Source organism: Mycobacterium sp. NPDC006124 (assembly GCF_040614235.1).
Classification (GTDB): domain Bacteria; phylum Actinomycetota; class Actinomycetes; order Mycobacteriales; family Mycobacteriaceae; genus Mycobacterium.
On sequence record NZ_JBEXUA010000014.1, the window covers coordinates 1 to 21523 of the forward strand.

A 21523-nucleotide genomic window follows, 5' to 3' on the forward strand; every position below is an offset into this window, starting at 1 on the left:
GCTCCGCCAACTCCTCGAACAACACCTCCAACCGGTCCTGGGGACTGAGCTCAGTCACCAAAGGCGTTGCGGTCGTGGACATGAACCCATCACAGCACAGGGGTCCGACAAGAAAGCGGGAGTGAGTCAGTCCAACGACTTCGACGCGGCACGCAATTCGTCGAGCGCCTCCAGTGAAAGCTCGGCGAGGTCCCGGCCGTCGTGACCGTCGCCCTCCGACCACCGGGCGTACCCCTGCTTGAAGGCCAGCACCCCGAGCTCGGCCGCCAGGTGCGCCGTCATGTCCGGAACGCCACGTGCGACGAGGGCCGCCGTCATCGCCGCCGCGAGACCAACCGACTTCAACGCATCGCGTTCCTGCAGTTCGGTGCTCGTCGCAACGGCCGCTCGGATGCGGGGACCGAGATCGCGGTTGTCCGGGCCCATCATCGTGGAGGCGCGTTCGAGCGCAGCGGCGACCGCGGTCATCGCACTCGCACCCTCGGGCGCCGAGGCGACGCCCTCGGACAGCAACTGGCACAAGCCTTCCTGACCGGCGACTAGCAATTCCCGCTTGTCCGGGAAGTGCCGGAAGAACGTGCTCTTGGTGACACCGGCGCGCTCGGCGATCTGGGCGACGGTCGTCGCGTCGTACCCCTGCTCGGTGAACAGGTCGACGGCGGCGAGCACCAACCGCTGACGCGCTCCCGGTTCCCATCGCCCCATGCCGCCATCCTAGGCGACGGGACTTTTGTCCCATCACGTTGTACGTTGATGGGACAAAAGTCTCATCACTACTGGGGAGCATCGCATGCACGTATTCGTCACCGGCGGAACCGGCACCATCGGGTCACCCGTCATCTCGGAACTCCAGGCCAATGGCCATACCGTGCTGGCTTTGGCCCGCTCGGACGCATCGGCACGGGCGTTGGTCGACGTCGGCGCCGAGGTCCTACGCGGTGACATCGGCGGCGTGGAGGTCCTGCGCGACGGCGTCCGACGGACCGATGGCGTCGTCCACCTCGCCTTCGGCCACGAGGCCGTCACCCCCGACGCACTGACGCACGCCATCGACGTCGAAACTCGGGCATTGGAGGCGATGGGCAACGAACTCGCCGGGTCCGATCGACCGATCGTCGTCGCCTCCGGGACTCCGTGGATCGACGGTCGCGCGTCGACCGAGGCCGATCCCCCACCGACGGATGGGCCCGTCGGGGGACGCGGCCGCGCGGTGCTGGCGTTGTTGGCGCTCGCGCCCCGGGGCGTTCGGGCCGCCGCGGTGCGCATTCCCCGTACCGCCCACGACGACGGAAACGGCGGCTTCGCAGGACTTCTCACGGCGACCGCGCGCCGGACCGGGGTCGCCGGCTACCCGGGTGACGGATCGCAGCGGTGGCCCGCCGTCCATGCGCGTGACGCCGCCGTGCTGTTCCGGCTGGCGCTGGAATCAGCGACGCCAGGCACGTCGTGGCACGCCGTCGACGAGGAAGGGGTGGCGGTCCGCGACATCGCGACGGTCATCGGACGCCGACTGAACCTGCCCGTGCGCTCGGTACCGGTGCAGGAGTTCGGGCCCTACGGAGAGATCTTCGCCCTGGACCAGCCGGCGTCGAGCCGACACACCCGCGAGGTCTTCGGCTGGACGCCAACACATCCCGGACTGCTCGAGGATCTCGAGAACCTCGAGCCGTGAGGGCCACCGTAGCACCAGAGGCTCAGCCACGACGTCGACCTCTAGAATCGCACCGATGACGGACCTCCATTCCTCCCTCACCGACCTGGCGCCGCTGCTCGGCACTTGGGCGGGTGCCGGTAGCGGCGAGTATCCGACGATTCCGCCCTTCGAATACCTGGAGGAGGTCACATTCGGCCACGTCGGCAAACCCTTCCTCGCCTATGCGCAGCGGACCAGGGCCGCCGACGGCGGCCGGCCGCTGCACGCCGAGGTCGGCTACCTGCGGACCCCCTCAGCCGGACGCGTCGAGCTGGTGCTCGCACATCCGACCGGTGTCACCGAGATCCAGGAGGGCACCGTGAACGCCGACGGCGACGTGATCGAACTGGAGCTGGCCGCGACGTCGATAGGTCTCACCACGACGGCCAAAGACATTACCGCCCTGACCCGTTCGTTTCGACTCGAGGGTGACGAACTGAGCTACACCCTTCAACTCGGCGCGGTGGGTAAGCCGCTGCAGCACCATTTGTCGGCGACGCTGCACAGGAAGCAGTCATGACGACCGACGGCAGGATCCGGGTGCCGGCCGACCTGGACGCGGTGACCGACGTCGCCGAGGAAGATCGCAGCGGCGTCGACTCCGCAGCCGTCGACCGCATCTGGCGGGCCACCCGGCACTGGTACTCCGCCGGCATGCATCCCGCCATCCAGGTGTGCGTCCGTCACCGCGGCCGGGTCGTACTCGACCGGGCCATCGGCCATGGCTGGGGCAACGGCCCGGAGGACCCGGTCGAGGCCGAGAAGGTCCCCGTGAAGACCACGACGCCGTTTTGCGTCTACTCGGCGGCAAAGGCCATGACCACCACGGTGTTTCACCTGTTGGCCGAGCGAGGAGTCTTCTCACTCGACGACCGGGTCTGCGAGTACCTGCCGACCTACACCAGTCATCGCAAGGATCGCACCACCATCCGGCACGTGCTGACCCACAGTGCGGGCGTGCCCTTCGCGACCGGCCCGAAGCCCGACTTGCGGCGGATGAACGACAGCGAGTACGCCCGCGAGATGCTCGGCAACCTGCGCACCATCTACCCGCCGGGCATGGTGCACGTCTACCACGCCCTCACCTTCGGGCCGTTGACTCGGGAGATCATCTCGGCCGCCACGGGCAAGGACATCCGCGACGTGCTTGCCGACGAGATCCTCGATCCGCTGGGCTTTCGGTGGACCAATTACGGCGTTGCGCCGCAGGACGTTCCGCTGGTGGCGCCGAGCCACGCCACGGGCAAGCCCCTACCTGCGCCCATTGCGGCGGCATTCAAGCTCGCGGTCGGCGGCACGACGCACCAGATCATCCCGTTCACCAACACGCCGAAGTTCCTCACCAGCGTGGTGCCGTCGTCGAGCACCGTCTCGACAGCGAACGAACTCTCGCGGTTCGCCGAACTTCTGCGCCGCGGCGGCGAACTCGACGGCGTGCGAATCATGGCACCGGAGACGTTGCGCGCCGCCACCGCCCAGGCCCGGCGTCTGCGTCCCGACATCGCCATGGGCCTGATGCCCATGCGCTGGGGCACGGGATACATGTTGGGCTCGAAGCGCTTTGGCCCGTTCGGCCTCGACGCCCCCGCCGCGTTCGGTCACACGGGTCTGGTCGACATCGCGATCTGGGCCGACCCCGAGCGCGATCTCGCCGTCGGGGTGGTCAGCAGCGGCAAGCCCGGCGGTCACCGCGAGGCCAAGCGCTACCCCGCCGTTCTCGACGCCATTGCCGCCGCCGTCCCCCGGGTGCCCACGCGTTAGCCTGTGCCCATGGCCAAGGTCGAGCTGTCCCGCAAACTGTCCATCAGCCCGGAGGAGGCGTGGTCGCACGTCGCCGACCTGTCCTCGCTCGGGGACTGGCTGACGATGCACCAGGGCTGGCGCTGCGACCTGCCCGACGAGCTCGCCGTGGGCACCACGCTCGTCGGGGTCGCGGGCGCCAAGGGCATGCGAAACCGCGTGACCTGGACGGTTCAGGAGTACGACCCGCCTGCGCTCCTCGCCATCACCGGCGACGGTCTCGGCGGCACCAGGTACGCGTTGCGCATGACGGTCAAGCCACAGCCCAAGGGCTGCGAGTTCAAGCTGAAGATCGACCTGGGGGGTGCGCCGCTGTTCGGCCCGATCGGGATGGCCGCAGCGCGTTCGGTCAAGGGCGACATCGAGAAGTCGATCAAGAAGTTCGAGGAGCTCTACGCCTAGCGAACGGCGGGGATGAGGACCATGGCGACCGACGAACCGTTGCGTGACGACCTGGTGGAGTTGCTGCACCGCCGGGCACTGACCGAGGACGCCGCCCGGCCCGACGCCGTCGAACGCCGCCACGCCGCTGGTGGACGTACGGCGCGCGAGAACGTCGCAGATCTCGCCGACGAAGGCTCCTTCGTCGAGTACGGTCGCTACGCGATCGCGGCGCAACGGCTTCGGCGTGACGTCGACGACCTCATCGCCCGCACGCCGGCCGACGGCATGATCGCGGGCACGGCCACGGTCGACGGTGCGGCCTGCGCGGTGCTCGCCTACGACTACACGGTGCTGGCGGGCACTCAGGGCGTTCTGGGGCACCGCAAGAAGGACCGGCTGTTCGACGTGATCGAGCGGCTGCGACTGCCGACGGTCTTCTTCGCCGAGGGCGGCGGCGGCCGTCCCGGCGACACCGACTACCCGGTGGTGTCCTCGCTCGACGTGCGCGCGTTCAAGCTGTGGGCGGCCCTGTCGGGTCTGGTGCCGCGGATCGCCGTGGTCAAGGGCCGCTGCTTCGCCGGCAACGCCGTGATCGCCGGCTGCTCCGATCTGATCGTGGCGACCGAGGACGCGTCGATCGGCATGGGCGGCCCCGCGATGATCGCCGGCGGCGGGTTGGGTACCGTCGCCCCCGACGACGTGGGACCGATCTCGGTGCAAGCCCCCAACGGAGTGGTCGACGTGGTGGTGCCCGACGAGGCGGCAGCGGTGACGACGGCCAAGAAGCTCCTGGGGTACTTCCGCGGCCCCGTCGCCCCCGGCCCCGCGGCCGATCAAACCGCGCTGCGCTCGATGGTTCCCGAGCGGGCGCGCCGGGCCTATTCCGTCGGCCCGATCATCGAGACCCTGGCCGACGAGGGCTCGGTGACCTTCTTGCGAGGACGATTCGCCCCCGAGATGGTGACGGCGCTGGCGCACATCGACGGCCGGCCGGTCGGCGTGCTGGCCAACGACACCCGGGTGATGGCCGGGGCGATCACCTCCGGCGCGGCGGACAAGGCCGCCCGCTTCCTGCAACTGTGCGACGCGTTCGGTCTGCCGGTCGTGTCCCTCGTCGACTGTCCCGGATACATGGTCGGGCAGGCCGCCGAGGCAGAGGCATTGGTGCGCCACGGTTCTCGGCTTCTGGTGGCAGGCGCCTCGATGCGGGTGCCACTGGTGGCGGTGGTACTGCGACGGGGCTACGGCCTTGGCGCGCAGGCGATGTGCGGTGGCGGTCTGCACGAACCGCTGTTGACGGTGGCGTGGCCGGGCGCCCATTTGGGGCCGATGGGTCTGGAGGGCGCGGTCCGGCTGGGGATGCGCAAGGAGTTGGAGGCCATCGCCGACGACGACGAGCGCGAGCAGCGCGTCCGCGAGGTAACCGCGGCGGCCCAGGACAACGCCCGGGCCCTCAACGCCGCGACGATGTTCGAGATCGACGACGTCGTCGACCCGGCAGACACCCGACGGGTGATCGCCGCGACGCTGGCCGCGGCTGCCGAACACCCGGTGGACGAGCGGCGGCCGCGGTTCGTCGACACCTGGTAGGTCAGCCCCCCATGCCGGTCACGGCGTCGCGAATGCACTGCCGAAGCCATCGGTGCGCGCCGTCGGCGTCGTGTCTGGGGTGCCAGGCCACGCTCACCTCGAGGGCCGGCAGTTCCAGCGGGATCTCGAAGGAGCGCAGGCCGAAGGCCGCCAGGGTGTCGCGGGTGATCGCCAGCGGCGCGATGCCGACGAGATCGCTGTCGGCGATCAGGTGGAAGGCCGCGAGAGCGCTCGGCGTGCACACGGCCACCCGTCGCCGGAGTCCACGCTCGGCGAGCAGGGGATCCACCGGCCCGGTGAGTCGTCCGCGCCGCGAGGACACGACGTGTTCGGCGGCGGCGAACCTCGCCACCGTGACCCGCTTCCCGTCGAGCGGATGACCCGCCCGCACGACGCCCACCATGCGGTCGGAGAACAGCGGCTCGATGTGGGTCTCGGGGTGGGTGCGGCGCATCTGGCCGAGCTCCAGGTCGACGCTGCCGTCCCGAAGTGCGTCGGTGTCCTCGTGGCTGTCACCCACGAACCGCAGCGTCACCCCGGGGGCTTCGCCACGGACGCGAGACACCAGCCGGGCGCCGATCTCGTTGGACAGCAGGTCGCCGATCTGCACCGAGAAGGTGTGACGCATGCTGGCCGGCTCGGCGCGCTCCGCGAGGCTCATCAGGCTGCGGCCCTGCTCGACCAGTTCGTGCACGCGGCCCTTCATGGCCTGAGCACGCGGCGTCGGCACCATCCCCCGACCGGCCCGCACGAGGATCGGATCGTCGAGCATCCGCCGCAGCCTCGCGAGAGTTCGGCTCATCGCCGGCGCCGAGGTGTGCAGCCGTTGCGCCGCGCCGCCGACGCTCCCCTCGTCGAGCAGCGCGTCGAGCGCGACGAACAGGTTGAGATCCAGATTGGATTCCACTTACGGCAACCATTCCCTATCAAACATGCACTGGACGGCAATACTGCTCGATCGTACGTTGGTGTCCGTCACCACGAGAAGGGATTCACACCATGACCTCCACCCTGCATACGGAATCGGTATCCGTTGTCCTGCAACGCATGTTGACCGCCGAAGAGGAGCACGACCCGCTGGCGTTCGCCGCCACCGGAGTCGACGGGTACCCGGGCCATCTCAGTGCCGAACGTCGGGCCGAGCTGTTCAAGGACGTGTACATGTCGGTCTCGTCGGATGGTGGTCGGTTGCTGTACCTGCTGACCAGGGCAACGGGCGCTCGGACCGTCGTCGAATACGGCACGTCCTTCGGCGTCTCCACCATTCACCTGGCCGCCGCAGTCCGTGACAACGGTGGCGGCACCGTCATCGGTACCGAGATGCAACGCGACAAAGCCGTTGCTGCGCAACATAACTTCGACGAGGCGGGGTTGTCCGACGTCGTCAAACTCCGCGTCGGCGATGCGCTCACCACGCTGACCGACGTGCCGGACGTCGTCGACCTGGTGCTGCTGGACGGCTGGCCGGATCTGGCGCTGCCCGTGCTGCGGCTGCTGGAGCCCTCCTTGCGGCCGGGCTCGCTGATCCTGGTCGACGACGTCGACATGGATTGGGGCAGTGACGTTCACGGTCCGCTGATGGCCCATTTGGGCGACCCGGCCAACGGCTACCTGTCGGTCAAGATCCCCACCGGGGACGGTATCGCGGCGTGCGTCAGACTCAGCTGACCCCGCGTGACGGGCGCACACCGCGGTAGATACCCCTGCGCACGATGAGCGGTTGCAGGATGCGGTCGGTCGACCATGCCGGGAATCGGAACGCACGGCCGTTGGGGGCGAAGACCTCCAGGCCGTCGGGTTGGGCGCCCAGCACCGAACCCCATCGTCGCGTCGGCGGGCGATAGCTGCGCAACGGCCGACCCTCGAACTCCGCTCGCACGTTGTGCGCCAGCAGTCCGTCGGCCCGGTTTCGGGCCGAACTGCGCAACGGGTCGGTCGCGGCGACGTCGCCGATCGCGAACACCCCCGGCCGTCCCGGCACCCGCAGATCGGGGGTCACCCGCACGAAACCGCCGTCGTCGGTCATGTCCGACGGCAACCACGCGGTATTCGGGGTCACCCGACCGACGGCCCAGAGCACCGCGTCCGCGGACACCGGCTCCTGCCCCGTGCTCCAATGCACTGCCCCGGTAGTGATCTCGTCGCACCCGAATCCATCGGCGATGACGGCGCGATGGCCGCCGTGCACGCCCACCCCCAGGTCGGCGAGTCGTCGACGGATGCGGCTCCAGACCCTCGGATGATGTGCGGGTAGGGGTCGGTCGCCGGGGTGATAGAGGTCCACCCGGGTTCCGGGCCACGTGCGGGCCACGTTGGCGGCACTGCTCACCGCGGCCGCGCCGCCACCGATCACGACGACCGACTCTGCCTGCGCGATCCGGTCGTGCGCGGCGCGCAGGTCTTCGGCGACGTCGTGGGCCGACTGCAGCGCCGGCCGCCGCCAAAAACCGTTGGCCACTCCGGTGGCGATCACCAGTGCGTCGTACTCCTCGACGTCCGACGACCCGTCGTGCCGCACGAGTTCGACGCGGCGCGCGACGGGGTCGAGCCCGGTGAGCCGGCCGTGCACGGTGCGCACGCGGTCCAGCCCTCGGAACCTGTCGAACGCGATCCAGTAGTCACGCGACCAGTCGTCGGGCCGGCTGAGCCGAAGACCCAGTTCTTGCCCGCTGACCAGAGCAGGCTTGGCCGAGATTCCCACGACGTCGGCATGCTTGGCCAGCCGCAGCGCGGTCAGGATCCCGCTGTCGCCGAGCCCTGCGACGACGACGCGCTTCCGGCTCACGGCAACGTCTCTCGGTCACTCACGCCGTCGCTCCGTTCGCCCCTGCCCTTCGGCGGCCGGGGAACGAAGCGGGACACCCGGTCGACGACGTCGCGGTAGGCGGGCCGCCGCTCGAGACTGCGTTCCTCCATCATGGGGATGCTGGCGCCCAGGAACATCGCCAGGATCGCTGCCGCCCCAATGATCAGCCACCACCAGTCCGCCGGCGCGGCCGAGATGCCGAACAGCGCGACGGCGAACCAGAAGCCAAACTCACCGAAGTAGTTGGGATGCCGCGACCAGCTCCACAGTCCGCGGTCCATCACGGCGCCGGGCTGGCGGTCGCGCACGAACCGGTGCATCTGGACGTCGGCCACCAACTCGAGCGCGACGGCCGCGAGGCCGATCACGGCGGCCAGCCACGCCAGCCAGACGATGCCCGGGCCGGGCCGGGTGACGGCGACGTAGGCGGGCACCATGGCCAGGAACACCTGACACGTCGGGATCAAGTGGATGGCGACCAGGTCGGCGATCGCCTCGAAGCGCCCCGCCCGCTGCTTGAACATCGGGTAGCGCCAATCTTCGTGGTGCAGACCGGGAAAGGCGTAGACCCAGTTGCCCGTCAGCCGAATCGCCCACAGCACCACCACGATCGAGATCAGCCAGCAGCGCAGCTGGTCGACCCCCGGGCCGGCCTGGCTCCACCAGTAGAACAGCAGCAGCGGTGGGATGACGCTCCAGTAGGCGTCGTAGAAGCTGGAGTTTCGGTAGGCCCGGCTGAAGCCGAAGATGACGAGCGTCCCCAGCGCGTCGGCGACCAGGGTGTCCAGCCAGAGCCGTCCGGTGCTGGGCGCCCACCACAACCAGGCCGCAGCCACACCGACGGCGACGACGTAGGCGACGGTGACGATCGCCAGTGACCGGGTCTTACTCATTGGCTCCTCGGGGTTCCGGGCGCCGAAAATGTAACACGTTCTAGTTGGCCGGGGCCACGATTCTCAGGGCCGCTAACGCGACGGTGCGCGTCGCCAGGTCAGCACGTGCGTCGTCGATGCTCCGCTGCGCGAGACCAACTCGGCCCGCAATTCCAGCGCGCCGTCCTCGAGTCGCCCGTGCCGCACCTGGGTGCCCCCGACCCAGTTGGGCAACAGCGACACCTCGACGTGGTGGGAGACGACGCCAGCCGACTCGTCGACGGTGAACGGTCCGCTGTAGCAGAGGTAACCCCTTGCCGCCGTGGCGGTTTGCTCGGGGGTGCCGCCGTCGGTGACGGCCTTGTCGTAACCGGGCCGGTCGCGGCGCATCAGCTGCGCGGACATGTACCCGTCAGCGGTGTACATGATGATGCCGAGGGGGTCGGGACCCAGCGGTTCGTCGACCGCCCCGTCGGATTCGGCGGTGTAGGACTGCAGGTGCCACGCGCCGAGCAGATCCTCGCGGCGCATCAACGGTTCCGCCCTGGTCGTGTGCTCACCGGACCAGGGTAGAGGCGCGGGCACGCCGGAGACCGTGCCGACCGCGAAACGTCTGGCACTCTCTAGGAGTGGAGGACACGCCAACCCGGGACGGCGTCGACCCGTTCGACGCAGCGATCGACGAGGCCATGAACTCGCTGCCCGCCGAACTCCTCGCCGCGATGGGCAACGTCGAGATCGTCGTCGAGGACGAGCCGCCCGGTGGTCAGAGGCTGCTCGGCCTGTACCGCGGCGTGCCGTTGACCCAGCGGACCAGCGCGTACAGCGGTGTGCTGCCCGACAAGATCAGCATCTTCCGAGGTCCGATCACGCGTCTGTTCGCCGGCGATCCGGACCGGCTGCACCGCGAGATCAAACACGTCGTGCTCCACGAGATCGCCCACCACTTCGGCATCAGCGACGAGCGGCTCATCGAACTCGACCGCTACTGACGCTCTACCCCCTCATCGCGTGTGCTGGGAGATCGCGATTCGAGGCGATTACGCGATCTCGCAGCACACGCGATGTGGCGAAGGGGTACCCGGTGTCGGTTGACGGGTGTCGACTTTCTATCGTGGCCAGATGAGCAACGTTGCTGATGCCGATCGGGTGGCCGATCTCGCCAAGGCGGTGGTCACCGACCACGATCCCACGTCCGTGCCCGTCCGGGAATTCCTCGGCGCCTGCTACGACGCCGGACTGTCCTGGGTGCACTTCCCCGAAGGCCTTGGCGGACTTGGCCTCTCGCGTGGAAACCAGGCCGTGGCCGACCGAATCCTGCAGGGTGCGGGCGGACCGGTCCCGCTGGGGCTCAACCCGATGGGCTACGGCATGGCGGCACCCACCATCCGCGAGCACGCACAGTCCGACGAGGTCAAGAAGTCGTGGTTGCGGCCGCTGGCCACCACCGAGGACATCTGGTGTCAGCTGTTCTCCGAGCCGGGCGCCGGCTCCGACCTGGCCGGCCTGGCCACCTCCGCGGTGCGCGACGGTGACGACTGGGTGATCAACGGCCAGAAGGTGTGGACGAGCCTCGCGCACCGCGCGCGGTGGGGTCTGCTGCTGGCCCGCACCAATCCCGACGTGCCAAAGCACAAGGGCCTCACCTACTTCGTGGTCGACATGCACTCACCCGGTGTCGAGACCCGGCCGCTGCGTCAGCTCACCGGCCAGGCCGAGTTCAACGAGGTGTACTTCACCGACGCGCGCATTCCCGACGCCCACCGCCTCGGGGAGGTCGGCAACGGCTGGGGCGTGGCGATGACCACGCTGATGAACGAGCGCAGCGCACTCGGCGGCAGCGGCAGCCGCCGCGGCGCCGGCACCATCTCCGAGGCGGTCTCGCTATGGGCCACCCGCCCGGAACGGCAGACACCCGTTCTCCGCGACCGGCTGACCCAGCTGTGGCTGCGCTCGGAGGCGCAGCGTCTGACCTCCGAGCGTTCCCGGGTGTCGGCCACCGTCGGCGACCCGGGCCCCGAGGGGTCGATCGGCAAGCTGGTCGGCGCCGAGCTCAACCAGCAGATCTATCAGTTCTGCATGGATTTGCTTGGGCCGGAAGGCATTCTGTACCACGGGTACACCAAGCCCGAGGCCGAGCGCGAGGACTCCGACTGGCGCGGGCCGATTCAACAGCGATATCTACGCAGCCGCGCCAACACCATCGAAGGCGGCACCTCGGACGTGATGCGCAACATTCTCGGCGAGCGGGTCTTGGGCCTGCCCGGTGACCTGCGTGCCGATGCCGGCATGCCGTGGAAGGAGATTCCCCGTGGCTGAGAAGCTTGCGGATCAGCCCAACGGCTCCGCTGAGAAGCTTGCGGATCAGCCCGACGGCTCCGCTGAGAAGCTTGCAACCGAACCGCACGCCGAATTCCTGTTCACCGACGAACAGCAGCAGCTGCTGTCCGCGGTCCGCAGGTTCGCGGCAGAGAACTTCGACGAGCCGACGATCCGCCGGCTCATGGAATCCGACCCGCCCTTCGACTCGAAGGCGTGGGGCCGACTCGGCGGTGAGCTCGGCGTGCTCGGGCTCTCGGTGCCCGAGGCCGACGGTGGCGTGGGCGGCACCCTCGTCGACCAGGCCGTGGCCGTCGAGGAACTCGGTGCGGCGCTGGCCTGCGGGCCGCTTTTCGGCACGGTCTTCCTCGCCATTCCCGCGCTGGTCGCGTCGTCGGCCGGCGAGGCCCGCGACGAGCTGCTGGGCGAGCTGGTCGAGGGTCGTCGCACGGCGGCCTTCGCCGTGCCCGACCGCGCGGGCGCCTTCGACGCCGCCGACGTCTCGGTGCGCGCCACCGTGTCCGATCAGGAGTCCGCCCTCACGGGAACCGTCGAGGGCGTGGTCGACGCGGGTGCCGCCGACGTGTTGCTGGTCGCCGCGACGGGCCAGGACGGCGTCAGTCTCTTCGCCGTGGACGCCGCCGGTCCGGGCGTGCACCGCGCGAACCAACTCACCGTCGACCCGACCCGGCCGCAGGCCACCGTCACGCTCTCCGACGCGCCAGGGCGCCTGGTGGCCGGACCCGACGAAGCCGACCGCGTCATCACCCACGCACTGCAGGTCGGGTCGGCGTTGCTGGCCGTGGAGCAGGTCGGCGCGGCCCAGCACCTGCTCGACGTCGCCGTGCAATACGCCAAGGAGCGCCTGCAGTTCGGCCGGCCGATCGGCTCCTTCCAGGCCGTCAAGCACCGGTTGGCCGACATGATGGTCGACCTCGAACACGCCCGCTCGACGGCGTATCACGCGGTGTGGTCACTGAGCGACGGTTCCGACGACCCGGCACTGGCCGCCAGCATCGCGCAGGCGACGTGTTCGGCGGCGTTCAGCCGGATCGCGGCCGATGCCATCCAGACCCTCGGCGGCATCGGTTTCACCTGGGAGCATCAGGCGCACCTCTACTTCAAGCGGGCGACGGTCGACGCCGCCCTGCTCGGAAGTGCGGAGGCGCACCGGTCCCGGGTGGCCGAGTTCGTCCTGGACACCGCGTCGGCCGACAAGGCCCCCCGCGTCGCCGACGGCACCCGCGGCTAGGGGCGCGGCGGCGAGACAGCGTCCACGGTCGTAGAACCCGCGCGGCGGCGACCGTCAGCGCTGTCTCGGCGCGGCGGCGACTACCACGCCGCCTAGCGGGTCAACTCGGCCCGGATCGTCGCCGCCTCCCCGCGGCTGAGCTCGACCTCGGTGATGCGCGTGCCAACCGCGTTCTGCCACAACCCGTTCCAGCCAGGGATGCCCGCGGTGTACCCGGCGCCGGGTAGGCCCGCCAGCAGCGCCCTCTCCCGTTGGTCCATGCCATGAGTCAACGCGCACCCGTCGGTGCGGATCAACTGATTTTCTCGCCCGCCTGCCTCACCACAGGGCGCGGTAGTTCACCAACGCCCCGGCGACGAGCACCACGCCGACGCCGATGAACAGGATCCGAACCGTCGTCGGACCGTACCGGGTGGTGGCCCGCACGATGTTGCGCTGGGCGCGTCGGGCCCGGATCGTCCGCCTCGTCGACCGCGCCAGCACCAACAGGGACGGCAGCAGCGCGATCGAGCAGTAGGCCAGCACGATGAGCGGCCACGGCGACGTGGTGTGCGTGGACAGCATCGTCAGCGACGTGAGATAGGGCACAGACGTCGCGGATTGGCCGAATCCGATGGCGAGGCCGACGATCGCGAAGAGCCACGGGTTGCGCCGCGTCAGGTTCAGCGCCCACAGCGGCGGGGTTGGCCGCGCGGAGCCCGTCAGGCTGGCCACCGCGATGAGGACGGCGCCCAGCACCAGCTGGCCCCAGTACCGCATCGTGGGCGTCACCTCGAGGTCGACGCGGTCGGTCAGGAAGTTCAACCCGAGCACCGTGAGCACGCCGAACGTCGAGGTCGCCGCCCAGACACCCGCGATGAAGCTCAGTCCGCCGGGCAGCGCCGACCTGCGACTGAGCCTGCTGTCGTAGACGACCGCGGAGGTCACGCCGAGGTTGAGGACGTTCAACGAATCCAGGAGCGCGAAGCCCAGAAGCGATAGCAGAAGTCCCAGCATGACTTGACGAACCTACGGGAGCCGGGCAGCGAGCGGCCAACCCGACGATCCGCCCCGGCGCGTGAACGCCGCCCGTTCGGGTATCCCTTCGGGCGACCCGCTCGTCGAAAGGACCCATGACCACCGCACGATCGCATCTCGACCAGACCGCCTTGGCCGACGCGCAACGCGTGGTGAACGCCGTGGCCGGTGCCTTCTCCGCCAAGGTCGTCGGGCAGCATCACCTCCGCGAATCCATGCTGATCGGGGTGCTCGCCGGCGGCCACGTGTTGGTGGAGAGCGTGCCGGGTCTGGCCAAGACCACCGCCGCCAGGGTCGTCGCCGAGTCGGTCGGCGGTGAGTTCCGGCGCATCCAGTGCACCCCGGACCTCCTGCCGAGCGACATCATCGGCACCCAGATCTACGAGGCCGCGACCAACTCCTTCGTCACCCGGCTCGGGCCCGTCCACGCCAACGTCGTACTGCTCGACGAGATCAACCGCTCCAGCGCCAAGACCCAGAGCGCGATGCTGGAGGCCATGGAGGAGCGGCAGACCACCATCGCCGGCGTCGAGTACCCCATCCCGGAGCCGTTCCTCGTGATCGCCACCCAGAACCCGGTCGACCAGGAGGGCACCTATCCGCTGTCGGAGGCCCAGACCGACCGCTTCATGCTCAAGGAGGTGGTGCAGTATCCGTCGACCGAGGACGAGGTGGAGGTCATCTCGCGGATGGACGCGGGGCTCTACGACAAGGACCACCGCACCGCACCGGTCGTCAGCCTCGACGACGTGCGACGCGTACGCCGCCTGGTGGCCTCGGTGCACATGGACCGGGTCTTGATCCAGTACGCCAGCCACCTGGTCGGCGTCACGCGCGAACCAGAGGCACACCTGTCGCCGGGGATCGCGCGGCTGATCGAGTACGGCGCCAGCCCCCGCGCCACGATCGCGTTCTGCCGGACGGCCCGGGCGCTGGCCGTGCTGCGCGGCCGCACCCACGTGGTGCCCGACGACATCGCGAAGCTGGCGCACCGGGTGCTGCGACACCGGCTGATCCTGGGCTTCGAGGCGGCCAGCGCCCGCGTGACGCCGGACGTGGTGGTCGACGCCGTCCTGCAGGCAGTGCGGGTGCCGTGAGTGGGCGTGCATCTCGACCGCGCCAGGACGTACTTCGGGCGCGACGGCAGCGGACTGCTCGAGGGCGGCCGGTATGCGCTGGTGCACACCCGCAGCCTGGAGTTCGACGACCTGCGGCCCTACGTGCCGGGCGACGACGTCCGTGACATCGACTGGAAGGCCTCGGCCCGCTCGGGCCAGGTGCTGATCAAGCGCTTCGTCACCGAGAAGCACCACAAGATCATGGTGGTCGCCGACGCCGGTCGGAACATGACCGCCACGGCGCCGTCCGGCGAGCTCAAGCGCGACGTCGCGGCCAACGTCATCGGCGCCATGGGACTGATCACACTGCGGCGCTCCGACGAGATCGGCATGGTGTTCGGCGACGCCCGCGGAAGCGTCGACGTGCGGTTGCGGCGGGGCGAGACCCACGTCGAGCACATCCTGCACCGCTTCGTCGACCACGCGGGCACGCGCCCGTCGTCGAGTCACATCGTCACGCAACTGGACTGGGTGGCTCGCCACCAGCGCCGACCGCTGCTGCTGTTCGTGGTATCCGACGAACCCGATCCCGACGACCGCTTGGCCGAGGTGCTCACCCGGCTCACCGCACGCCACGACGTCCTGTGGGCGATGGTCGCCGACCTGCCCGCGATCGGATCGGCCGACGACGAGGACGACGGTTTCGACGTCTCCGACGGTGGGTTCGTCTTCGGTGGCGGCGCGCTCGGAACTCGCGTGGTGGACGCCTACCGTCGAGCGGAAGCTCAACGGCGCGAAGTACTTTCGGAATTCATGATCGGCCACGGCATTCCGCACGCGGTGATCGGGGGCAGTGCCGCGATCCGCAACCAGCTGATCGCGATGACCGAGGTGTACGCCCGTGCCGGATGATCTGCTGCGCCACGTGATCGGGCCGACGCCCTACTCGTCGTGGTGGCTCTGGCTGGCGATCGGGCTGACCGCGCTCCTATTCGCCTGGTACGTCGGCGTCTTCGCGTTCACCGCGGCACGCCGTCGATTCCGTGCCGTGGCGCTCGTCGGCGCAGCCCGCGACCGCATGATTCGACATCGCGCCGCGCGCAACGTGCGGGCCATCGGGGATCGCTATCGGGCCGGTGACCTGGCCGCCGCACCCGCCGGTGAAGCCGTCAGCCGCGAACTTCGCCGCTTCCTCCACCAGGTCAGCGGCGTGCGGGCGGAGTACATGCAGATCGAGGACGTCGAGAATAGCGAGATCGCCCCGGCGGCAACGGTGTTGGCGGACCTGGTCGACGTCCGCTTCAACACCGCCTCGGTGGTCGACGTCGACGTCGTCAGCCGCGACGCCGAGGAGTTGATCCGCTCGTGGGGCTGACGTGGATGCTGGTGGTCATCGCCGGTTGCCTGGCCCTCGCGGGCTGCATCGCCGCGGTGTGGATCCGGCCGATGGGCGCTCAACGCCGCCGGCTACGCCCGCTGGCCAACACCGGGCGTCTCACCAGGCTGCCGGAGTACCTCCGAGCCGTCCGGGCCCGCACCGTGGCCGCGGTCGTGACGATCGTGCTGCTCGTCGTCATGTTCGTCGCATCGGTGGTCGTCGCCGCCCGACCCACGGGATTGCCCACGACGGCAACGCGATTCGGCGGAGGCGATCCCGAGGACGTGATGCTCTGCGCGGGCGCGCCCCCGACGGATCCGGCGGTCGCCGCGGCGCTGGGCTACTTCGCCGGCCACGTCGACGGCTTCGGCACGCAGCGCATCGGGTTGACCTCGGCGAATCGCCGGGTGATCCCGTTGACGCGGGACTACCAGTACGCCAAGCAGACGCTCTCGGACTACGCCCGGCCCGCCGATCAGCGCGGAGACGTCGCACCGTTCTCGGCCCCGGTCACCTACGTGGACTACTCGGCGAACCTCGACGATCTGCTGACCCTGTGCCTGACCGGGTTTCCGGACTTCGAACAGCCCACGGCGCAACGCCGTTCGCTGATCTACGTCGGTCCCGACTCGACGCCACCCGGTGACCCGGCGCTGTTCTCCCCCGACCGACTGCGAGCGCTCGCCGAGTCCGGCGAGGTACAGGTCAACGCCGTGGTGACCGGTCGCGACGACGGCGCCCTGTCGTCCCTGGCCCGCGACACCGGCGGCCGCGCACTCTCCTCGGGCCCGAGCGTGACGGCAAGCCTCGACGACATTCGGGGTCATCCCCCGGCCGCCCGGTGGGGCGCGAGTGCCGACGGCGACGCAGCGCCTGAGTCCCCGGACGTACCGGTGCTGATCGCGCTTGCCGCCGCGCTTGCGCTGGCCGGCTGGCCCATGGTGGAACGCCGATGACGTTCCAGCCCGTCTTGCCGCTGCTGCTGCTGGCCGCCGTCGCCGCGGTCATCCTGGTGGCCCGCGTCGCGGCGTTGCGCCGACTGTCCCCGGCGGCGCGCACCCGCGGTGCACTGTGGCGATGGGGTGGGTTGACGGCGGCGGCGCTGCTCCTCGTCGTGTCGGCCACCCGACCCGTGCTGAACCCCGACGACCCCATGACCCGCGTCGCCGATTCGCAGGCGCCCAACGTGTTCATCCTCCTGGACCGCTCACCCGACATGGCCGTGGGAGACGGACCCGACGGCGCGTCGAGGATGACCGGAGCCCGGGCCGACGTCGGCGCGCTGCTCGACCGCTACCCCGACGCCCGCGTGGCCCTCATCTCCTTCGCCAGCCGGGCGTCGCTGGACTGGCCGCTCTCGGCGGACATCTGGAGCCTTCGACCCGTGGCCTCCACCCTGACGCCGTATGCCGTCACGCCCGACGCGGTGACCGAGACCAACGCCGGCGCGGCGGGAAACATGTTGCGGTACCAGCTGATCAGTGCGGTACAGCAGTATCCGCGCGCCCGGAACCTCGTCTTCTACCTCGGCGCCGGCGCTGGCGAGGCCACCCTGCCGCCCCGTGACTTCAACCTTCCCGAGAACGCGGTCGACGGCGGGGCCGTCCTCGGTTACGGCACCGCGGCCGGCGGTCCGATCCCCGGCACCGACGTCGAGCGATCGGCCGTGAACGAGGCGGCGTTGCGCGCGGTGGCCGACCAGATCGGCGTCCCGTACGCGCAGCGCAGCGGCGCCGACCTCGCAGCGACGTTGCCCGCGGAGCCCGCCAGGCCTCCGGGGACGGCCGTCGCCGGCGGGAGCGCGACCCGCACGGAGCTGTACTGGGCGCCCTCCGCACTGGCGGCGGTGCTGGTGCTCGTCGAGCTGTACCACGTGCTGCGTGAGTTCCGCCGCACCCGGCAGACCATGACCGAGGTGGTCACATGAGTCCGCGAACGTGGTGGCGAGGCCGGTCGCTGAGGACGCGGCTGCTGGTGGCGTCCGCTCCGGTGGCGGTGGTGCTGATCGTGGCACTGATCAAACTGTGGTCCGTCGTCCTCGCGAGCGGCTCGGCCCCCGGTGACTTCGCCGTACGCGACGCCGATGCGCTTGCCGGCGACGTGTCGACGCTGAGCACGCTCGACGTCGTCGAATCGGCCCGGACCCGTTTCGCCGCAGGCACTCTCGCCGTCCTCGACGACCGGCTCACCGACGCCGACGCGCAGTTCTCCGCAGCCCTGGCCGGCACCGACGCCGCCCAGTCGTGTCCGGTACGGGTCAACCTCGAACTGGTCAGGGAGACGCTCGGCGACCGCGCGGCACAGAAGTTCGACCCCGCGGCCGCCGGCTTCTACCGCAGCGCGCTGGCCGTCGTCGGGGCGGCGCCCGCCGGTTGCTTCACCGGCAGTACCGATCCCGACCTCGACCGTCGCGCCGTGCTCGACGTCACCGTAGCCCGACTCAACGCCAAACTCGCCGCCGCAGCAGCGGCTCCGCCACCGCCTCCCCCGCCTCCGCCACCGTCGGAGCCACCACCTCCCCCGCCTCCGGGGACCCCGACCCTCACGCCGGCGGAGCGCGAACCGTTGCGGCTCAACCCCGGCGCGGGCGATCCGCTGGACCGCCTCCAGCAGATCCTGCGGGACGCCGCGGCGGCCCAGAACGGCGGCTAGACGAGGCACCGTCGCCGCCTCCCGTCTACCCTCGTGGGGTGGCAAGGGTGTTGACGGTCAACCGCACACACCTCGACCCGGGTGGCACCGGCCCGAGGACGGGCATCGACAAGCGTCCGGCGAGTGGGGCCGTCGAGGTCCGAGCGCCAGGCCCGATGCGCGGTGGTCTCGGCAGCGGGATCGTCGACGACGTAATCGGCAACCGAAAGCTGCACGGCGGTGACGACCAGGCCCTGTACGCCTACGCGCGTGAGGATCTCGACGCGTGGGCCGCACGGCTCGACCGCGAACTGACCAACGGCATCTTCGGCGAGAACCTCACCACGACGGGCGTCGACGTGACCGCAGCGGTGATCGGCGAGCGCTGGCGGATCGGCACCGACGGGCTGCTACTCGAGGTCACCAGCCCGCGGACGCCGTGTAAGACCTTTGCCAGCCGGCTCGGAATCGACGGTTGGATCAAGACCTTCGCCCACGGTGGCTCACCGGGTGCCTATCTGAGGGTGGTGCAACCGGGGAGCGTGTCGGGTGGTGACGCGGTCGACGTGGTCGACGTGCCCGACCATGGGATCACCATCGGCTTCGTCTACCGCGCCATGATGTTGGAGAAGCAGTTGCTGCCGGAGGTCCTCGTCGCCGACGCACTCCCCGAGGACATCAAGGCACTCGCGCGGCGGCGCGCGGCCGCCACATAGCAAGAGGGGCACCCGTTCCCGGATGCCCCTCGTGGTCATGCTCGATCAGCGGCCGTTGCCCACGATCGGCGCTGGCGGCCGATTCACCTGCTGCTGGATGTCGTTGATCCACTGGTGATGGTCGATGCCGGCGGAGTACCCGACCTGAGCGGGGTTGGCGACGGGCGCCGCGTCGGCGGGCCCGGCCAGCCCGACGAGGGCAGCCGCGAATGCGGTGGCGGTGATGGCGGCAAATCCGAACTTCTTCACGATTGATGCCTTCTTCCTAAATCCTCTTGGTGTTCCGATGGCTACAACAGCCAGTTCAGCGCATTGATTCCATTGGCTGGATCTGACCGGTCGATGGCAGTGACGACGCATCCGGGCATTTACCTAGCCCGGCTAGCAAACACTGGTTGCAGTCACGCATGATGGTCTGATGAGCCCCACACTCGGCGTCATCTTTCGTCCCGATTTCCCTCCGCACGAGCTGCGGCGCATCGCCACCGAGGCCGAGGCGGCCGGCGTGGACGAACTGTGGCTCTGGGAGGACTGCTTTCAGCAGGGCGGCGTGGCCCAGGTCGCAGTGGCCCTGGCCGCCACCGAGCGGCTCTGCGTCGGCATCGGCCTCATTCCCGCGCCGCTGCGCAACGTGACGGCAGCGGCGATGGAGTTCGGCACTCTGGAGGCGACCTTCCCCGGCCGCACCCGCGTCGCGGTCGGCCACGGCGTGCAGAGCTGGATGCGACAGGCCGGCGCGGCCGTCGCCTCACCGCTGACCTTGCTCCGCGAATACGTGACCGCCCTGCGGGCGCTGCTCGCCGGCGAGGAGGTCACCACCGAGGGCCGCTACGTACGGCTGTCCCGGGTACGGCTCGACTTTCCGAGCGCGCGGCCCTACCCGATCCTGGTCGGCGGTACCGGACCCAAGACCCTGCGGCTGGCCGGCGAGATCGCCGACGGCGTTCTCCTCGACAGCCGGTACACCACCGAGACGGTGACCGAGGCGCTTCGCCACGTCGCCGAGGGCCGCGCCGTGGCCGATGACCCGACCCGCTCCTTCAGCACGACGCTGTTCCTGGCCTGCGCGCCCGGTGACGGTGCAGACAGTCGGCTCGCCGCGGAGGCCGCGCGCCAGGAGGCACCAACCCCGGGAGCGTTCGGGGTGGGCGGGGACGCCGACCGCATCGCCGAAGGGCTGGCACCCTATCTCGACGCCGGCGTGGATGCGGTGGCATTGCAGCCGCTGGACTCCGTGACCGGCGCGACCGACGTCGTCGCCGTCGCAGGCCGAGTGCGCGCCCTGACGCCCTGAGACCTACCAGCGGCCGCGGTGGATGATGATGAGCTGCGGCGGCTGCTGGACGACCGGGGCGTTGGCGGTGATCTGACTGTTTCCCGGCGACACGCACTGCGTGGCCGAACCGACGTCGGTGCAGCTGAGCGGATCCGCCGTGGCCGCAGGGGCGAGGACGACCGCGAGTGCGGCGCCCCCTGCCAGGGCCAGCGGGGTCAAGAGGCGGGCTGTCACGTGCATGTCGCAATCCTTCTGGCCGCACACGGCGGCGATATCCCCAAGTCCAGCTCCTCGGTCAACGGCATTGAGACGCAGACCATTCCGGTGGTCCCGTTGCGTGTGTCACCGGACACACACGGAATGAAAACGCCGACGACGCAGGTTCCACCCTTCAGACCGGCACGAAGGAAACTCCGCTCCGGAAGAGCGTCCGAATCGCGGCACGAAGGCCACGGGACGAACACGTTCGAAGATGAAGGGATGACATCATGAAGAAGATCCAGAAGTTCGGTTTTGCCTCGATCATCGCCGGTGGGCTCGCCGCCAGCGCCCTTGGTTTCTCGGGTGCCGCGCAGGCCGACATCGACCACCACGCGTTCATCAACGACATCACTCAGCAGGTCTACGTGCCGCACGTCGACACGACGGTTCATCAGAGCCACTGACGCTGACCGGCGAAGGGGCACCCGCATCGCGGGTGCCCCTTCTTCGTGCCCGACCGAGCCTGCAGG

Annotated in this window: 27 protein-coding genes; 18 read left to right on the plus strand and 9 right to left on the minus strand. The window is 69.8% G+C overall.

Annotated features, from left to right (window positions below; translation table 11 throughout):
- Positions 1 to 126: 126 nt before the first annotated feature.
- Positions 127 to 705, minus strand: coding sequence for a helix-turn-helix domain-containing protein (locus ABZ195_RS23230; protein WP_355221927.1), 579 nt, complete (start codon positions 703 to 705; stop codon positions 127 to 129).
- A gap of 85 nt (positions 706 to 790) precedes the next feature.
- Between ABZ195_RS23230 and ABZ195_RS23235 the strand changes: the two genes are divergently transcribed.
- From ABZ195_RS23235 to ABZ195_RS23255, 5 genes are read left to right on the plus strand one after another with little or no spacing between them, the layout of a single operon-like run.
- Entirely contained in the window at positions 791 to 1672 is an 882-nt protein-coding gene (locus tag ABZ195_RS23235) for an SDR family oxidoreductase (protein WP_355221929.1), read from the plus strand.
- Between the two features lie 55 nt (positions 1673 to 1727).
- A complete protein-coding gene (locus ABZ195_RS23240; RefSeq protein ID WP_355221931.1) occupies positions 1728 to 2213 on the plus strand; it encodes a peroxynitrite isomerase in 486 nt (161 codons plus the stop codon).
- On the plus strand, positions 2210 to 3454 hold the full coding sequence (lipE, locus tag ABZ195_RS23245; RefSeq protein ID WP_355221933.1) for a lipase LipE: 1245 nt from the start codon (positions 2210 to 2212) through the stop codon (positions 3452 to 3454). The genes ABZ195_RS23240 and lipE overlap by 4 nt, the downstream gene beginning before the upstream one ends.
- Positions 3455 to 3463: 9 nt before the next feature.
- Complete coding sequence (locus ABZ195_RS23250) at positions 3464 to 3895, plus strand: SRPBCC family protein (protein WP_355221935.1); 432 nt, start codon at positions 3464 to 3466, stop codon at positions 3893 to 3895.
- A 12-nt stretch (positions 3896 to 3907) separates the two neighbouring features.
- Entirely contained in the window at positions 3908 to 5467 is a 1560-nt protein-coding gene (locus ABZ195_RS23255; protein WP_355221937.1) for a carboxyl transferase domain-containing protein, read from the plus strand.
- Position 5468: 1 nt separating this feature from the next.
- Here the strand turns inward: ABZ195_RS23255 and ABZ195_RS23260 are convergent, their stop codons facing one another.
- A complete protein-coding gene (locus ABZ195_RS23260) occupies positions 5469 to 6374 on the minus strand; it encodes a LysR family transcriptional regulator (RefSeq protein WP_355221939.1) in 906 nt (301 codons plus the stop codon).
- Between the two features lie 92 nt (positions 6375 to 6466).
- On the opposite strand from ABZ195_RS23260, the gene ABZ195_RS23265 reads away from it, so the two are divergent.
- Positions 6467 to 7135 carry a class I SAM-dependent methyltransferase gene (locus ABZ195_RS23265; RefSeq protein ID WP_355221940.1) on the plus strand — a complete coding sequence of 223 codons (669 nt, stop codon included), beginning with the start codon at positions 6467 to 6469 and terminating at the stop codon, positions 7133 to 7135.
- Here the strand turns inward: ABZ195_RS23265 and ABZ195_RS23270 are convergent.
- The 3 genes from ABZ195_RS23270 to ABZ195_RS23280 form a co-directional block, all read right to left on the minus strand.
- Positions 7128 to 8252, minus strand: a complete 1125-nt coding sequence (locus ABZ195_RS23270) for an FAD-dependent oxidoreductase (RefSeq protein ID WP_355221942.1) — start codon at positions 8250 to 8252, stop codon at positions 7128 to 7130. The two genes, ABZ195_RS23265 and ABZ195_RS23270, sit on opposite strands and share 8 nt — an antisense overlap.
- Positions 8249 to 9166, minus strand: coding sequence for a DUF1295 domain-containing protein (locus ABZ195_RS23275; RefSeq protein WP_355221944.1), 918 nt, complete (start codon positions 9164 to 9166; stop codon positions 8249 to 8251). Before ABZ195_RS23275 ends, ABZ195_RS23270 begins: the two co-directional genes overlap by 4 nt.
- Positions 9167 to 9238: 72 nt before the next feature.
- Complete coding sequence (locus ABZ195_RS23280; protein WP_355221946.1) at positions 9239 to 9730, minus strand: lipocalin-like domain-containing protein; 492 nt, start codon at positions 9728 to 9730, stop codon at positions 9239 to 9241.
- Positions 9731 to 9774: 44 nt separating this feature from the next.
- On the opposite strand from ABZ195_RS23280, the gene ABZ195_RS23285 reads away from it, so the two are divergent.
- From ABZ195_RS23285 to ABZ195_RS23295, 3 genes are all read left to right on the plus strand, one after another.
- A complete protein-coding gene (locus ABZ195_RS23285) occupies positions 9775 to 10137 on the plus strand; it encodes a metallopeptidase family protein (protein WP_355221947.1) in 363 nt (120 codons plus the stop codon).
- Between the two features lie 130 nt (positions 10138 to 10267).
- Positions 10268 to 11464 (plus strand): acyl-CoA dehydrogenase family protein, encoded by a 1197-nt coding sequence (locus ABZ195_RS23290; protein ID WP_355221949.1) that lies wholly within the window; start codon positions 10268 to 10270, stop codon positions 11462 to 11464.
- Positions 11457 to 12716 carry an acyl-CoA dehydrogenase family protein gene (locus tag ABZ195_RS23295; RefSeq protein ID WP_355221950.1) on the plus strand — a complete coding sequence of 420 codons (1260 nt, stop codon included), beginning with the start codon at positions 11457 to 11459 and terminating at the stop codon, positions 12714 to 12716. Before ABZ195_RS23290 ends, ABZ195_RS23295 begins: the two co-directional genes overlap by 8 nt.
- Before the next feature lie 92 nt (positions 12717 to 12808).
- Here ABZ195_RS23295 and ABZ195_RS23300 read toward each other — a convergent pair whose 3' ends face one another.
- Entirely contained in the window at positions 12809 to 12976 is a 168-nt protein-coding gene (locus ABZ195_RS23300; protein WP_355221951.1) for a hypothetical protein, read from the minus strand.
- Positions 12977 to 13034: 58 nt separating this feature from the next.
- Positions 13035 to 13712: a GAP family protein gene (locus ABZ195_RS23305; RefSeq protein WP_355221953.1), complete on the minus strand. Its 678-nt coding sequence runs from the start codon at positions 13710 to 13712 to the stop codon at positions 13035 to 13037.
- Between the two features lie 116 nt (positions 13713 to 13828).
- On the opposite strand from ABZ195_RS23305, the gene ABZ195_RS23310 reads away from it, so the two are divergent.
- From ABZ195_RS23310 to ABZ195_RS23340, 7 genes are read left to right on the plus strand one after another with little or no spacing between them, the layout of a single operon-like run.
- Positions 13829 to 14830, plus strand: coding sequence for an AAA family ATPase (locus ABZ195_RS23310; RefSeq protein ID WP_355221954.1), 1002 nt, complete (start codon positions 13829 to 13831; stop codon positions 14828 to 14830).
- The gene (locus tag ABZ195_RS23315) at positions 14831 to 15703 is read left to right on the plus strand and encodes a DUF58 domain-containing protein (protein ID WP_355221956.1); all 873 of its coding nucleotides are present in this window, start codon (positions 14831 to 14833) and stop codon (positions 15701 to 15703) included. It begins immediately after the preceding gene.
- Positions 15693 to 16166 (plus strand): hypothetical protein, encoded by a 474-nt coding sequence (locus tag ABZ195_RS23320; protein ID WP_355221958.1) that lies wholly within the window; start codon positions 15693 to 15695, stop codon positions 16164 to 16166. The genes ABZ195_RS23315 and ABZ195_RS23320 overlap by 11 nt, the downstream gene beginning before the upstream one ends.
- Positions 16157 to 17125 carry a hypothetical protein gene (locus ABZ195_RS23325; protein ID WP_355221959.1) on the plus strand — a complete coding sequence of 323 codons (969 nt, stop codon included), beginning with the start codon at positions 16157 to 16159 and terminating at the stop codon, positions 17123 to 17125. Before ABZ195_RS23320 ends, ABZ195_RS23325 begins: the two co-directional genes overlap by 10 nt.
- Positions 17122 to 18096, plus strand: coding sequence for a peptidase (locus ABZ195_RS23330; protein ID WP_355221960.1), 975 nt, complete (start codon positions 17122 to 17124; stop codon positions 18094 to 18096). The genes ABZ195_RS23325 and ABZ195_RS23330 overlap by 4 nt, the downstream gene beginning before the upstream one ends.
- The gene (locus ABZ195_RS23335) at positions 18093 to 18821 is read left to right on the plus strand and encodes a hypothetical protein (RefSeq protein WP_355221962.1); all 729 of its coding nucleotides are present in this window, start codon (positions 18093 to 18095) and stop codon (positions 18819 to 18821) included. Before ABZ195_RS23330 ends, ABZ195_RS23335 begins: the two co-directional genes overlap by 4 nt.
- Positions 18822 to 18859: 38 nt before the next feature.
- Complete coding sequence (locus ABZ195_RS23340) at positions 18860 to 19516, plus strand: MOSC domain-containing protein (protein ID WP_355221964.1); 657 nt, start codon at positions 18860 to 18862, stop codon at positions 19514 to 19516.
- 45 nt (positions 19517 to 19561) lie between these two features.
- On the opposite strand, the gene ABZ195_RS23345 is transcribed toward ABZ195_RS23340, so the two are convergent.
- The gene (locus ABZ195_RS23345) at positions 19562 to 19765 is read right to left on the minus strand and encodes a hypothetical protein (protein WP_355221965.1); all 204 of its coding nucleotides are present in this window, start codon (positions 19763 to 19765) and stop codon (positions 19562 to 19564) included.
- Positions 19766 to 19934: 169 nt separating this feature from the next.
- On the opposite strand from ABZ195_RS23345, the gene ABZ195_RS23350 reads away from it, so the two are divergent.
- Complete coding sequence (locus ABZ195_RS23350; protein WP_355221966.1) at positions 19935 to 20810, plus strand: LLM class flavin-dependent oxidoreductase; 876 nt, start codon at positions 19935 to 19937, stop codon at positions 20808 to 20810.
- A gap of 3 nt (positions 20811 to 20813) precedes the next feature.
- On the opposite strand, the gene ABZ195_RS23355 is transcribed toward ABZ195_RS23350, so the two are convergent.
- Positions 20814 to 21032 carry a hypothetical protein gene (locus ABZ195_RS23355; RefSeq protein WP_355221968.1) on the minus strand — a complete coding sequence of 73 codons (219 nt, stop codon included), beginning with the start codon at positions 21030 to 21032 and terminating at the stop codon, positions 20814 to 20816.
- Positions 21033 to 21280: 248 nt separating this feature from the next.
- Between ABZ195_RS23355 and ABZ195_RS23360 the strand changes: the two genes are divergently transcribed.
- Complete coding sequence (locus tag ABZ195_RS23360; protein ID WP_355222116.1) at positions 21281 to 21457, plus strand: hypothetical protein; 177 nt, start codon at positions 21281 to 21283, stop codon at positions 21455 to 21457.
- The last annotated feature ends 66 nt before the right edge of the window (positions 21458 to 21523 follow it).